Raw genomic sequence first — 14,880 nt, 5'->3', positions numbered from 1 at the left:
GATGTGCGGCGGCTGTTTGGTTTTATTTTTGAGCAGTGTAATATACAGAAAAAAGAGAGGAGGTCTTTAGAGATGAGACCAAAAAATATTATTGAAAAAGTATGGGAACAGCATGTTGTTCACCAAGAAGAGGGGAAGCCCGATTTATTATATATCGATTTGCATCTTGTGCATGAGGTAACATCACCGCAGGCGTTCGAGGGACTTCGTACAGCCAACCGGAAAGTAAGAAGACCTGATTTGACATTTGCAACAATGGATCACAATGTTCCAACCGTCAATCGCTTTGTTATTGAAGACGCCATTGCCAAAAAACAAATTGATACATTAGCTGATAACTGCCGCGAGTTTGGGGTAGAACTGTTAGATTTAGAAAATGAAGAGAACGGAATTGTCCATGTAATCGGACCAGAATTAGGTTTGACACAGCCAGGGAAAACGATCGTGTGTGGAGACAGCCATACTTCTACGCACGGAGCATTCGGTGCTCTTGCTTTTGGAATTGGTACGAGTGAAGTGGAACATGTACTGGCTACGCAAACGTTATGGCAAAGCCGTCCGAAAACGCTGCAAGTCCATGTGAAAGGCAAAAAACAAGAGGGTGTAACAGCTAAAGATATTATTTTGGCCATCATACAAAAGTACGGTATCCATTTTGGGACGGGATATGTTATTGAATTTACGGGAGAAGGCATTCGCGAACTATCGATGGAAGAACGAATGACCATCTGTAATATGTCGATTGAAGCAGGAGCGAAAGCAGGGTTAATCAGTCCCGATGAAACGACGTTTGCTTATTTGAAAGGCCGTACATTCGCACCGCAGGGAGCAGAATTTGATGCTGCTGTAGAAAAATGGCGTGCACTGGCTACAGATGAAGGGGCAGAGTATGATCAAACATTAGAAATTGATGCATCTAAACTCGAGCCTGTTGTAACGTGGGGAACTAATCCGGCTATGAGCAGTTATGTAACAGGTAATGTCCCGACCCTTGATAGTTTTGCGACAGAGGTAGATCGCAAAATGGGCCAAAGTGCGATGAAGTATATGGGCTTGGAGCCTGGTGTGCCAATTAGCTCTATTGCTATTCAACATGTATTTATCGGTTCCTGTACAAATTCCCGTCTTTCCGATTTGAGAGAGGCAGCTGAAGTGATTAAAGGGAAGAAGGTAGCGGCAGGGGTCAACGCAATTGTCGTACCTGGTTCACAGCGAATTAAGCGGATTGCAGAAGAAGAAGGTTTAGCACAAATTTTTATGGAAGCTGGCTTTGACTGGCGTGATTCAGGATGCAGTATGTGCCTTGGTATGAACTCCGATTTAGTTCCTGAAGGTGAACATTGTGCGTCAACGTCTAATCGTAACTTCGAGGGTCGTCAAGGTAAAGGGGCACGCACTCATTTAGTCAGCCCTGCTATGGCTGCTGCAGCTGCTTTGCATGGGCATTTTGTTGATGTCCGCACATTAGAAAAATCAGTGGTGATATAAGAGGGGTGTGATCATATGAATCCATTTACTTGTCATACAGGAAAGGTAGCGGGATTAAACCGTTCCAATATCGATACAGACCAAATTATTCCAAAGCAGTTTTTGAAAAGAATTGAGCGCAGCGGCTTCGGTCAGTTTTTATTTTTTGATTGGCGGTACAACCAGGATGGAACGTCTAATCCGGAGTTTGAATTGAATTATCCGGAGAATGAAGGAGCGACTATTTTAGTAGCCAATGAAAACTTTGGCTGCGGCTCTTCTCGCGAACATGCCCCATGGGCACTTATGGATTATGGTTTTAAAGCTATTGTTGCTCCATCATTTGCTGATATTTTTCATCAAAACTGCTTGAAAAATGGAGTATTACCTATTACATTAGCGGCTGAAGATATCCAATACTTATTGGAACAATCTCAGAAGGCGGAATATGAGTGTACGATTGATTTAGGAGAACAGGTTATCAAAGATAATCAAGGTTTCCAACGACGTTTTGAGATTAACAATCATTGGAAAAATATGCTGTTAAACGGATGGGATGAAATTGACTATACACTGTCGTTTGGTTCAGCCATTACAGCTTATGAAAATCGATAAAGACAACTTCTCAGCATAAGGCCTGTTAATGCAGGATAAATTCACTTTAAGGTTGTAAATTTGCATAAGATGAGAAAATCATGAGACATGGATGAAGCATCCATGTCTCATGATTTTTATCCATTTGAGATGTTCATCAGTCGATACATAAAAGGATGTTCTGTTTTAAGGGAAGAGAAAAGGGAAATAATGGTAAGTCATTTATTTACATAGTATGAAGCACAAAGGACTTTCCTTGTCTTTGTAGGTGTTCCTTGCTAAACTGAAAATCAAATGGATGTGAAGCGAGGAAGAAAAATGAACCACAAAGATTCAGGGAAACTAGTGTCGTTTCCTAATTTAAAGAGACGTGTGATTGAGAAGGCGACATCTTTAATGGAAGAGAAGCGGTACCATGAGGCCCTTCCTCTCTTTCGTCAAGCAGTTGAAATGGACGAGGATAATCCTGAGCTGTTAATAGGATTGATCATGTGTCTATTTGAAATCGGAGAGTTAAAAGAAGCCAAAGAACATTGTAAGGAAATGTTGAATCAAGGAATCGGCGATTATTATAGTATTTTGCAAATTTACATGATGATATTGATTCAGGCGGGGGCATATAAGGAAGGCTATGAAACGCTTTCGATAGTCATGCAAGAACAACGGTTACCGGCTGAACATGCCGAGCACTTTTATAAATTGTTTGAGTTTTTCAAAACAAGAGCAAACGGCGAGGACACAGTCGAAGAATCGGAAGATGAAAGATGGGAAGCATTTTGCAATGCAACGGTTCAACAGCAAATGGAAATAATCGGTTCTCTGAGAGGGACGGATCCTAAACGACATTTATCGTTTTGCCGCAATATTTTAAAAGAGGAAAATGTGCATCCAATCGTCAAAACGCTGACGGCGAAATGGATGCTGACAGCGGAAATGAGTGGAACAGCAGAAGTAACAAAATTCAACCGAAGGATGAGGCTGGATTTACCTTATTTGCAATCTGTAATCCATCATCCTTTCATTCAGGAAGTAGAAGAAAGGATTGAGAGTCACATCGGGCAGCTGAATCCCACGTTGCTGCAAGTGGCGCAAGAACTGTGGCATCGACATTTATTCATGCTGTTTCCTTTTCTCCCCGAACCGTTAGAATCGCTTACATGGGCTGGTGCTGTACATCATGTGGCTATGGATATGCAGGGGTTGCATTCTTCTCTTCCAAATATAGCGGAATTATATGGCGCTGCCGAGCAGGAATTAAGCAAAGCAATAGAGAAAATAAGAGAAATTGAAGAATTTTCTAGTATATAAAAAGCTCCGTTTAGTTGCAACACTAGAGTTGTATGGTATAATATAGTGGTTGCATAATGCATATTTGCACAAGAAAAGTAGACTTTGGCAGGAACAAAGATGAACAGTGCGGAGGTCCGCCTTTGTCTTTACCGGCACATCTTGTGCGTCTGAAGTTTACAATCTTTCCTACATACTATGAAGTGGGAATGAGATAGATGATGGACAAGGTAGATTCATTATCTGTTCAAACTACTATATTTTAAAACCATGCGTTGGAGGGAAACATACATGTCTGCAAAGTGGGAAAAACAAGAAGCAAACCAAGGAGTTTTAACTGTAGAAGTTGAAGCTGCTCAATTCAATGAAGCATTAGATAAAGCGTTCCAAAAAGTTGTGAAACAAGTGAACGTACCTGGATTCCGTAAAGGTAAAATGCCGCGCGCAATGTTTGAAAAGCGTTTTGGTGTGGAATCTTTATATCAAGATGCATTAGATATCATCTTACCGGAAGCTTACAGCAAAGCGGTTGAAGAAACTGGAATCGAGCCTGTAGATCGTCCGGAAATCGACATCGAAAAAATCGAACAAGGCGAAAATGTAATCTTCACTGCGAAAGTAACAGTAAAGCCTGAAGTGAAGTTAGGCGATTATAAAGGCTTAGAAGTAGAAAAAATGGATACTACTGTAACAGAAGAAGATGTTGAAGCAGAGTTGAAAACTCTTCAAGAGCGTCATGCTGAGTTAGTAGTAAAAGAAGGTAAAATTGAGCAAGGCGATATGGCAGTTATCGATTTCGAAGGCTTTGTAGACGGTGAAGCGTTCGAAGGCGGAAAAGGCGAAAACTACTCTTTAGAAATCGGTTCTGGCACATTCATCCCAGGATTTGAAGATCAATTAGTAGGTTTAGAAGCTGGTGCTGAAAAAGACGTGGAAGTAACATTCCCTGAAGAGTATCATGCAGAAGAATTAGCTGGTAAAGCAGCTGTGTTCAAAACAAAAATACATGAAGTAAAATCGAAAGAGCTTCCAGCTTTAGACGATGAGTTTGCTAAAGATGCAGACGAAGAAGTTGAAACTCTTGATGCACTAAAAGCAAAAATCCAAGAGCGTTTACAAACACAAAAAACAAACGAATCAGAAGGCGCTCTTCGTGATACATTAGTGGAAAAAGCTGCTGATAACGCTGAAGTGGAAATCCCAGAAGCAATGTTCAATACAGAGAGCGACCGCATGATGCAAGAATTCGAACAACGTCTTCAAATGCAAGGTTTAAACCTTGATTTATACTACCAGTTCTCTGGCCAAGATGAAAAAGCGCTTCGCGATCAAATGCGTCCAGATGCTGAAAAGCGTGTGAAAATCAACTTAACGTTAGAAGCAATCGCAAAAGCTGAAAATCTTGAAGTTTCTGATGAAGAAGCGGAAGCTGAATTAGCTAAAATGGCTGAAATGTACAACATTCCTGCTGAAAACATCAAAGGTATGGTTAGCGTTGACGGATTAAAAGAAGATCTTAAAATTCGTAAAGCGATCGATTTTCTTGTAGAAAACAGCAAAACTGTTGCATAATAATAAGTAAGAACAAGGCGCGACTTGATCGTGCCTTGTTTTATACACATTAACATCCATTATCATACAGAAAAGCCTTATAGAATGAAGAATTACATAATGAATCAGCACGAAGCCTTGTTCGTAGAGAATTTTTGTACATAAGAATGTTTTTAGTATCTATTTCTTTTTTATTTATGGTAAAATGCAATACAATACTTTTTCTTTTCGTAAATGGCATGATAAAGAAAGAAGGAAGAGTGAATTCTTTGGGAGGAAAAAACGCCCCCTAAATGGAAGTTTCCTTTATAAGAGGCTTATCATCTACTTGAAAAGACATTTTATTCTATTGGCTTTCTAAATGGATGGGAAAAACTCCGAAAAATTGAAAAACTACAAGGGGTGAAATTATGTTTAAGTTTAATGATGAAAAAGGGCAACTCAAATGTTCATTCTGTGGTAAAACACAAGATCAAGTTCGTAAATTAGTGGCTGGGCCTGGTGTATATATTTGCGATGAATGTATTGAATTATGTACGGAAATCGTCGAAGAAGAATTAGGTTCGGAAGAGGAAGTAGAGTTTAAAGACGTTCCGAAGCCAAAAGAAATTTGCGAAATTTTAGACGAATACGTAATTGGCCAGGACGCTGCGAAAAAAGCATTGTCCGTTGCTGTATATAACCATTACAAACGTATTAATTCCAATAGTAAAATTGACGATGTTGAACTTTCAAAAAGTAACATTGCTATGATCGGACCTACTGGTAGCGGTAAGACCTTACTTGCCCAAACACTGGCGCGTATTTTAAATGTACCGTTTGCCATTGCAGATGCTACTTCTTTAACAGAAGCAGGGTATGTTGGGGAAGATGTAGAAAACATCTTATTAAAATTAATCCAAGCAGCTGACTATGATGTTGAAAAGGCTGAAAAAGGGATTATTTATATTGATGAAATTGATAAAGTTGCACGTAAATCAGAAAATCCATCTATCACAAGAGATGTATCTGGTGAAGGTGTGCAACAAGCCTTATTGAAAATTTTAGAAGGTACTGTTGCAAGTGTTCCTCCTCAAGGCGGAAGAAAGCACCCGCATCAAGAGTTTATTCAAATTGATACAACGAATATCTTGTTTATTTGCGGCGGTGCATTTGACGGAATCGAGCAAATCATTAAACGCCGTTTAGGTAAAAAGGTCATCGGATTCGGCTCGGAATCTAAACAAGAAGACTTCACACAAAAAGAAATTCTGTCAAAAGTCCTTCCTGAAGACTTATTGAAGTTCGGCTTAATTCCGGAGTTCATTGGTCGTCTTCCGGTAATCGCAAGTCTTGAGCCGTTAGATGAAGCAGCATTGGTTGAAATTTTAACAAAACCGAAAAATGCTCTTGTAAAGCAATATCAAAAAATGCTTGAGTTAGATGAAGTAGAACTTGAATTTGAAGAAGAAGCTCTTGTAGAAATCGCGAAAAAGGCAATTGAACGTAAAACAGGAGCACGCGGTCTTCGTTCTATTATTGAAGGCATCATGCTTGATGTAATGTTTGAGCTGCCTTCACGTGAAGATATCGCGAAATGTATCATTACAGGGGATACGGTAGCGAAACAATCAGCTCCGCGTCTTTTATTGGAAGATGGATCTACCCTTGAAGCAGGAAGCAAAACATCTGCCTAAGTATATATTCACTTAGAAACTTTGACATGACTAAAGAATAGTGGTGGCAAAGCTATATCTAAGTGGTTGTCCCATAGGTCATGAATAGGCCTCAAAAATTATTTTTACTGAAAGGACCCGCCACTGAATCTTTGACTTTACTGGATTCTCATGACGGGTTCTTTCAGGAGGGTGACTCAAAAGGTTTGCTTTTTAAACCTTTTGAGTCACCCTCTTCTTTTCAATAGCCATTTTTTGTCGGGAAAACGGTTTATTCCAACTTATGCAGGGAGATACTAGCATATAATTACATCAAAGAATGCAGGAGGATTTGTATGAGTTGGACTAACATCGTTATTGTAATACAACTTTTTTTCGGGATTGTCATCGGTCTTTATTTTTGGAATCTGCTGCGAAACCAACGGACTCAAAAGGTTTCAATTGACCGTGAATCGAAAAAAGAAATGGAACATTTGCGAAAATTGCGTTCCATTACACTAACAGAGCCGCTTGCCGAAAAGGTGAGACCAAAAAGCTTTGATGATATTGTAGGACAAGAAGACGGTATTCGATCATTAAAGGCAGCCCTTTGCGGACCGAATCCCCAGCATGTAATCATTTACGGCCCTCCGGGTGTCGGTAAAACGGCAGCCGCGCGTCTTGTATTAGAAGAAGCAAAGAAAAACGCCAAATCTCCATTTAAACCTTCTGCTGTATTCATTGAACTCGATGCAACAACAGCTCGTTTTGATGAGAGAGGGATTGCTGATCCATTAATCGGTTCTGTTCATGACCCGATCTATCAAGGAGCTGGTGCCATGGGACAAGCCGGTATTCCCCAGCCTAAACAAGGCGCAGTTACAGATGCGCATGGAGGCATTTTGTTTATTGATGAGATTGGAGAATTACATCCTATTCAAATGAATAAAATGTTGAAGGTGCTGGAAGATCGAAAGGTATTTCTAGAAAGCGCTTACTACAGTGAGGAAAACAATCAAATTCCTTCCCATATTCATGATATCTTTCAAAATGGATTACCTGCTGATTTTCGTTTAATCGGGGCTACGACAAGAACACCAAGCGAGATTCCGCCAGCTATTCGTTCCCGTTGTTTGGAGGTTTTTTTCCGTGAATTGGATCGAGAAGAAGTGATGGCTGTAGCCAAAAAAGCAGCAGAAAAAGTGAAAATGAAAATTTCAGATTATGGGCTATCTTTATTATCTACATACGCAAGAAACGGAAGAGAAATGGTGAATATGGTTCAAATCGCAGCGGGGTTAGCGATTTCTGCCAATCGTCAAGAAATTAAAGATGATGATATTGAATGGGTCATTCATTCAAGTCAGCTTACTCCTCGCTATGAACCGGCCATTCAGAAAGAGGCAAAAGTGGGAATTGTGAACGGTCTTGCTGTTCATGGTCCCAATACCGGATCATTACTGGAGATTGAGGTAACTGCGATTCCTACAAAAGATAAAGGAAATATTACCATTACTGGAATCGTGGAAGAAGAAAGCATTGGAGATCGGAGTAAGTCCATTCGCCGCAAAAGTATGGCACGAAGTTCCATTGAAAATGTAGTTACCGTTCTTCGCTCCATGGGAGTACCAGCGCATGAACATGATATCCATGTGAATTTTCCCGGAGGCGTTCCAATTGATGGGCCCTCTGCAGGTATTGCCATGGCGACGGGAATTTATTCAGCCATTTACAAAATTCCCATTAAAAATATTGTATCAATGACCGGAGAAATCGGACTGCACGGTCATGTAAAGCCAATTGGTGGTGTCATTCCCAAAATAAAGGCGGCAAAACAGGCGGGAGCTCAAATTGTCATTGTCCCGAAAGAAAATATGAATTCTATTATAAAAGAAGTAAACGGGATTCAAGTGGTTCCTGTCAGTCATCTGGACGAAGTGCTCGCTGTATCATTAATGTTGAACGAATCTAACATTTTGGATCTTGATGATCGTTCTTCTTTTTCAGCAACAGAGTCGCTGTGAGCATGCCTAATAATAAGGGATAAATAAGGTGCCATAAAAGGGTGCATTCCTTTTAGGCACCTTCAACATTTTGGTCGGAGATTACCATATATAAGAACCTGCTATTTTCAGAAGAAAATTATTTGCTTCAGCTTCTATAGATTTAGGAAGAAACGTTTAAAATAAGCAGGAAGCCTTTGAAAAACGTCTTTCATTTTAAGTGAAATCTTATCGAGCTTTGACGATCAAGTAGTTATCGCCAGAGAAGGGTTACAGCGACCTATGTATTAGACATTACCATATAAATGAGATAGAATTGTAAAAAGATTTGATATTTCATTCGATTAATTTATTGGAGGTGTTCGTGTAATGGCGAATCCAAAAGAGATAATCGTTCCCCTCCTGCCGCTAAGAGGCTTGTTAGTTTACCCAACAATGGTGCTTCACCTCGATGTTGGCCGTGATAAATCCATCCAAGCATTAGAAAGGGCAATGGTAGAAGATCACCTTGTTTTTTTAGTGACTCAAAAGGATATGGCAGTGGATGATCCAAAAGAAGAGGACTTATATCGTATTGGAACATTAGCGAAAATCAAACAGATGTTAAAGCTTCCGAACGGAACGATTCGCGTCTTAGTTGAGGGACTAAACCGTGCAAAAATCGTTTCGTTTGCCCAGCATGATGAAGTATACGTAGTGAACGTCGAGTCATATTCTGAAGAGTATGAAGCTGATGCTGAAGATAAGGCATTCATGAGAACGCTGCTGGAATACTTTGATCAGTACATAAAGCTGTCCAAGAAAGTGTCAGCTGAAACTCTTTCATCTGTTACTGATATTGAAGAACCAGGACGTTTAGCGGATATTGTGACTTCACACTTGCCGATTAAAGTAAGTGAAAAACAATCAATTTTAGAGACATTGGATGTTAAAAAACGCTTACATGAAGTCATTACATATATTCAGAATGAAAAAGAAGTACTGCAACTCGAGAAAAAAATTGGGCAGCGCGTGAAAAAGTCCATGGAACGTACCCAGAAAGAATATTATTTGCGTGAACAGATGAAGGCCATCCAAAAAGAGCTCGGCGATAAAGAGGGCAAAACAGGTGAAGTGGCAACATTAAAAGAGAAAATTGAAGCTGCTGGTATGCCGGAACACGTTCAGCAAACAGCGTTTAAAGAGCTGGAACGCTATGAGAAAATACCATCAAGTTCAGCTGAAAGCTCTGTTATTCGAAACTATATTGATTGGCTTATCTCTCTCCCGTGGACAAATGCGACAGAGGACATATTGGATATCCATCGTGCAGAGAAAATCTTAAATGATGAGCATTATGGATTAGAGAAAGTAAAAGAGCGAGTGCTGGAGTATCTGGCTGTTCAACAATTGACGAAGTCCTTAAAAGGACCAATTCTTTGTTTAGCAGGTCCTCCGGGAGTAGGGAAAACGTCCCTTGCCAGGTCCATTGCGACTTCCATGAACCGCCATTTTGTTCGCATTTCATTGGGAGGAGTGCGGGATGAATCGGAAATTCGGGGACATCGACGTACATATGTTGGTGCCATGCCGGGACGTATTATTCAAGGGATGAAAAAAGCCGGGACCATTAATCCGGTTTTCTTACTTGATGAAATTGATAAAATGTCCAGTGATTTCCGAGGAGATCCGTCTTCAGCCATGCTTGAAGTGCTGGACCCTGAACAAAATCATAATTTTAGCGACCATTATATCGAAGAAACATATGATTTATCTAAGGTTATGTTTATCGCAACAGCCAATAATTTAGCGACCATTCCAGGTCCATTGCGCGATCGGATGGAGATTATTAATATTGCCGGTTATACGGAAATCGAGAAACTGGAAATTGCGAAGCGTCATTTGCTCCAGCGTCAACTCCAAAACCACGGGTTGCAAAAGTCCCATTTACAAATTCGAGACGATGCATTGCTGGATATTATTCGCTTATATACAAGAGAAGCAGGAGTTCGCAATTTGGAACGTGAAATTGCTTCTATTTGTCGGAAGGCAGCGAGAATTATTGTATCGGGTGAGAAAAAACGCGTTGTATTAACCGAGAAGAATCTTGAAGAGTTTTTGGGGAAACCGAGATTTCGTTATGGGCAAGCTGAACTGGAGGACCAAATCGGTGTGGCTACAGGCCTTGCGTACACGACAGTCGGAGGAGATACATTAGCGATTGAAGTAAGTGTTACGCCAGGTAAAGGGAAATTGGTGTTAACCGGAAAGCTTGGCGATGTCATGAAAGAGTCGGCTCAGGCGGCATTCAGCTATATTCGTTCTCGCTCAAAAGAACTTAATATTGTGGAAAACTTCCACGAGAAAAATGACATCCATATCCATGTTCCTGAAGGAGCTGTGCCAAAAGACGGTCCATCAGCAGGAATTACTATCGCTACTGCCCTCATTTCCGCTTTGACGAATAAACCAGTTCGTAAGGAAGTGGGAATGACGGGAGAAATCACTTTGAGGGGCCGGGTTCTTCCAATTGGAGGATTGAAGGAGAAATCATTAAGCGCCCATCGTGCAGGATTGACGAAGATCCTCATTCCAAGAGATAATGAGAAAGACATTGAAGATATACCAGAAAGCGTGCGCAAAGATTTGAATATTGTTCTTGTCTCTCATTTAGATGAGGTGTTAAAGCACGCAATAGCAGAGGAGTCAAAATGAAAGTACAAAATGCAGAAATTGTGATCAGTGCGGTGAAGCCTGATCAATACCCAGCAGGAAATTTACCTGAAATTGCACTGGCAGGACGGTCAAATGTAGGAAAATCTTCCTTCATCAATAAATTGTTGAATCGCAAAAATTTAGCCCGAACGTCATCAAAGCCGGGGAAAACCCAAACATTGAATTTTTATTTAATTAATGAAGATCTCCATTTTGTGGACGTTCCGGGATACGGCTACGCGAAAGTATCGAAGAAAGAACGTGAAGCATGGGGGAAAATGATTGAGACATATTTCACAACGAGAGAAGAACTAAAAGCGGTTGTTCTAATTGTGGATTTACGTCATCCTCCAACGAATGATGATGTCATGATGTACGATTTTCTTAAACATTATGAAATCCCGGTCATTGTCATTGCCACAAAAGCCGATAAAATTCCAAAAGGCAAATGGCAGAAACATTTAAAAGTAACAAAAGAAACACTCAACCTTGAAAGCGGGGATGAAATCATCCTTTTCTCTTCTGAAACAGGAGAGGGAAAAGACAAGGCTTGGGGCGCCATTCGTAAATTTGCCAATATTTAATGTGGCGTAAATGAATTGGACATGGGCTTTGCCCATGTCCAATTCATTTATGTAGGATAATTTACTTGCGCTTGAAGAATAATAAATATAACCCAATAATTAACAAGAGCAACGGCCAAAATTTCCAAACATAATTAAAGTGCTGTTCTAAAAGAGCTGTCCACATTTTTAAGTGGTCAGAAAACATCATGATCATGGAAAGGCTGAGTAAAAAGATTCCTTGCAACAAGCCGAAATGACTTTTCCGGGAACTGAACAAAAAGCTAAGAGCAATCATTAATAGAACCATGCCTATATGTTTGGGCCAAAAGAAAAAGAGCGATACTGCATGAAAATGAATGCCTAATGTCAATAAAATCATTCCCGGCAGTAACTGCTGGAAATCGTGGGCTTTATACGCTTGTACAATCATTGCAGCTCCTACCAGCACTAAAAGTGAAGGCCAGGAATGCAGCTTCAACATCAATGGAAATTGAAATCGGCTCATTAAAAGAAAGAGGGATAAGCCTACAAGCATAATGCCAAAGAAGACTGATTGCTTTTTCATGGGTGACCTCCTGAAGTTTACATATACAGGAAACTTGATTGTTACCTTGTTTTTTGGTATAAAAAAATTATAAGTATATCGTAACTTATCTAGCTGTACAAGCTATGTTCTATGATCATTTGAAGGACAAGACAGTCAAACGCTGACGGTAATTACAGAACGTCAACATGCTTGCTTCGCTTTTCTAAATTAATAACATTCATAATCTTACCATATGTTTTCAAACACTGTTCACATTTTTTTAGAAGAACTAAACCGAAACATGATATAATGGTATAGGTATAATTCTTTATTTTCATTGGATGAGGGGGTAACGAATAAATGCATATTATCGCAGTAGGCGTAAACTATAAAACGGCCCCTGTTGAAATTCGAGAGAAGCTTAGCTTCAATGAGAATGAATTAGTGTCTGCTATGACAGCTTTGAAAAATCAAAAGAGCATTCTGGAAAACATCATTGTTTCTACTTGCAACCGCACAGAAATTTACGCGGTAGTAGATCAATTACACACGGGACGCTATTATATTAAGGCTTTCTTATCTGAATGGTTTCAAATAGATAAAGAAGAGTTTTCACCGTTCTTAAGAATCTTTGAAGGTGATGCAGCTGTCGAACATTTATACCGGGTTGCATGCGGCCTTGATTCAATGGTATTAGGGGAAACTCAAATCTTGGGACAAGTTCGTTCCAGCTTCTTGTTAGCGCAGGAAAAGCAAACCATCGGTACGGTTTTCAATCAATTATTCAAACAAGCTGTGACATTGGCGAAACGCGCGCATCATGAAACGGAAATCGGAGCAAACGCGGTTTCTGTCAGCTATGCTGCTGTTGAACTAGCGAAGAAAATTTTAGGGGATTTATCATCAACAGAGGTACTCATCTTAGGTGCCGGTAAAATGGGAGAATTAGCTGTCCAAAATCTATATGGCAGCGGAGCGAAAAAAGTCACGGTCGTCAATCGTACATTCGAAAAAGCGCAGGAATTAGCAAATCGTTTTTCAGGTCAAGCAAAGCGGCTTTCAGAGCTTCAATGTGCATTAATTGAAGCAGACATCTTAATTAGTTCAACAGGTGCAAAAGATTTTGTTATTACGAAACAAATGATGAAAGAAGTGGAACGCCTAAGAAAAGGCCGTCCTTTATTTATGGTAGATATTGCCGTTCCACGAGATCTTGATCCGGCCCTTGCGGAATTGGAGAGCATCTTTTTATATGACATAGATGACTTAGAAGGAATTGTTCAAGCAAATCTTCAAGAACGTCAAAGAGCGGCTGAACAAATTGAAATCATGATTGAAGCGGAGATTGTGGACTTTAAACAATGGTTAGGAACACTTGGAGTCGTTCCGGTCATTTCAGCTCTCCGCCAGAAAGCGCTTGCGGTTCAAGCTGAAACGATGGAAAGCATTGAACGTAAATTGCCGCATTTGTCTGAACGCGATCGGAAAGTCTTGAACAAACACACGAAAAGTATCATCAATCAGCTTCTTCGTGATCCGATTTTGCGTGTGAAGGAACTTGCTGCTGAACCAAATGCCGAGGAATCATTACAGTTATTCATGAAGATTTTTGATATTGAAGATACGGCAGCAGAGCAAATGCAAGCAGAAAAGGTAGTTCATGCATCGTCAGCCCACAAAGCTATTTATCAATCATAAGAAGAGGGGACTTTCTTGATGATTGATGTTAATTTGACGCGTATTTATGAATTAACAGTTATTTTATATGCTGTAAGTGTATTGTTATATTTTATCGATTTTCTGCAGAATAACCGGAAGGCTAATCAAACGGCCTTCTGGTTACTTGCTATTGTCTGGATTTTACAAACGGCGTTTCTTTGTTTAAGGATGTATGAAACGGGTCGTTTTCCAATCTTAACCCTTTTTGAAGGACTTTATTTTTATACGTGGGTACTTATTACGCTGTCTTTAATGATTAACCGTCTTTTACGTGTTGATTTTATTGTGTTTTTTGCCAACGTCATCGGCTTTTTTATTATGGCGCTGCATACGTTTACGCCTATACAGCATCAATCGACAGTGGAAGCGGAAATGCTTGTGTCGGAATTACTCATTATTCATATTACAATGGCGATTTTATCATACGGGGCTTTTTCTATCTCATTCGCTTTTTCTATTTTATATTTAGTTCAATATAATCTGTTGAAAAAGAAAAAGTGGGGAAAGCGTTTGCTTCGCATTCAAGATTTAGCGAAGCTTGACCATATGTCATATGTTTCTAATGTGATTGGTGTACCGATGCTGTTACTATCCCTGTTGCTGGGGGTCATTTGGGCATCTATTAAAATTCCGAACTTTCATTGGTATGATGCAAAGGTATTAGGCTCATTTTTAGTATTATTAGTTTATAGTGTATATTTATATATACGTGTAGGAAAAGGCTTGCAAGGAAAAGCCACTGCTATATGGAATATTGCTCTTTTTTTAGTGGTGCTCATTAATTTTTTCCTATTTGGAAGTCTTTCAAATTTTCATATTTGGTATTCATAATGAGGTGG

General features: G+C 39.8%; 11 protein-coding genes. 10 read left to right on the top strand and 1 reads right to left on the bottom strand.

Annotated elements, in window-relative coordinates:
- Positions 1-72 precede the first annotated feature (72 nt).
- From leuC to yihA, 8 genes are all read left to right on the top strand, one after another.
- Complete coding sequence (gene leuC / locus BK575_RS23285; protein ID WP_078413955.1) at positions 73-1,488, top strand: 3-isopropylmalate dehydratase large subunit; 1,416 nt, start codon at positions 73-75, stop codon at positions 1,486-1,488.
- Between the two features lie 15 nt (positions 1,489-1,503).
- The gene (gene leuD / locus BK575_RS23280) at positions 1,504-2,082 is read left to right on the top strand and encodes a 3-isopropylmalate dehydratase small subunit (protein ID WP_078413954.1); all 579 of its coding nucleotides are present in this window, start codon (positions 1,504-1,506) and stop codon (positions 2,080-2,082) included.
- Positions 2,083-2,379: 297 nt separating this feature from the next.
- Complete coding sequence (locus BK575_RS23275; protein WP_169907962.1) at positions 2,380-3,369, top strand: tetratricopeptide repeat protein; 990 nt, start codon at positions 2,380-2,382, stop codon at positions 3,367-3,369.
- Positions 3,370-3,639: 270 nt separating this feature from the next.
- The gene (gene tig / locus BK575_RS23270) at positions 3,640-4,920 is read left to right on the top strand and encodes a trigger factor (RefSeq protein WP_078413952.1); all 1,281 of its coding nucleotides are present in this window, start codon (positions 3,640-3,642) and stop codon (positions 4,918-4,920) included.
- A gap of 389 nt (positions 4,921-5,309) precedes the next feature.
- Positions 5,310-6,575 (top strand): ATP-dependent protease ATP-binding subunit ClpX, encoded by a 1,266-nt coding sequence (gene clpX / locus BK575_RS23265; protein ID WP_078413951.1) that lies wholly within the window; start codon positions 5,310-5,312, stop codon positions 6,573-6,575.
- Positions 6,576-6,889: 314 nt separating this feature from the next.
- Positions 6,890-8,557 (top strand): ATP-dependent protease LonB, encoded by a 1,668-nt coding sequence (gene lonB / locus BK575_RS23260; RefSeq protein ID WP_078413950.1) that lies wholly within the window; start codon positions 6,890-6,892, stop codon positions 8,555-8,557.
- Between the two features lie 348 nt (positions 8,558-8,905).
- On the top strand, positions 8,906-11,230 hold the full coding sequence (gene lon / locus BK575_RS23255) for an endopeptidase La (protein WP_078413949.1): 2,325 nt from the start codon (positions 8,906-8,908) through the stop codon (positions 11,228-11,230).
- On the top strand, positions 11,227-11,814 hold the full coding sequence (yihA, locus tag BK575_RS23250) for a ribosome biogenesis GTP-binding protein YihA/YsxC (protein ID WP_078413948.1): 588 nt from the start codon (positions 11,227-11,229) through the stop codon (positions 11,812-11,814). Before lon ends, yihA begins: the two co-directional genes overlap by 4 nt.
- 61 nt (positions 11,815-11,875) lie before the next feature.
- Here the strand turns inward: yihA and BK575_RS23245 are convergent, their stop codons facing one another.
- A complete protein-coding gene (locus BK575_RS23245) occupies positions 11,876-12,361 on the bottom strand; it encodes a LiaF transmembrane domain-containing protein (RefSeq protein WP_078413947.1) in 486 nt (161 codons plus the stop codon).
- Between the two features lie 321 nt (positions 12,362-12,682).
- Here BK575_RS23245 and hemA point away from each other — a divergent pair, with 321 nt between their 5' ends.
- The gene (gene hemA, locus BK575_RS23240; protein WP_078413946.1) at positions 12,683-14,020 is read left to right on the top strand and encodes a glutamyl-tRNA reductase; all 1,338 of its coding nucleotides are present in this window, start codon (positions 12,683-12,685) and stop codon (positions 14,018-14,020) included.
- An 18-nt stretch (positions 14,021-14,038) separates the two neighbouring features.
- Positions 14,039-14,872 (top strand): cytochrome c biogenesis protein, encoded by an 834-nt coding sequence (locus BK575_RS23235; protein ID WP_078413945.1) that lies wholly within the window; start codon positions 14,039-14,041, stop codon positions 14,870-14,872.
- Positions 14,873-14,880: the final 8 nt, after the last annotated feature.

This window comes from Priestia abyssalis, from assembly GCF_002019595.1.
Lineage (GTDB): Bacteria > Bacillota > Bacilli > Bacillales > Bacillaceae_H > Bacillus_BA > Bacillus_BA abyssalis.
This window is presented reverse-complemented; position numbering and strand designations above follow the sequence as displayed.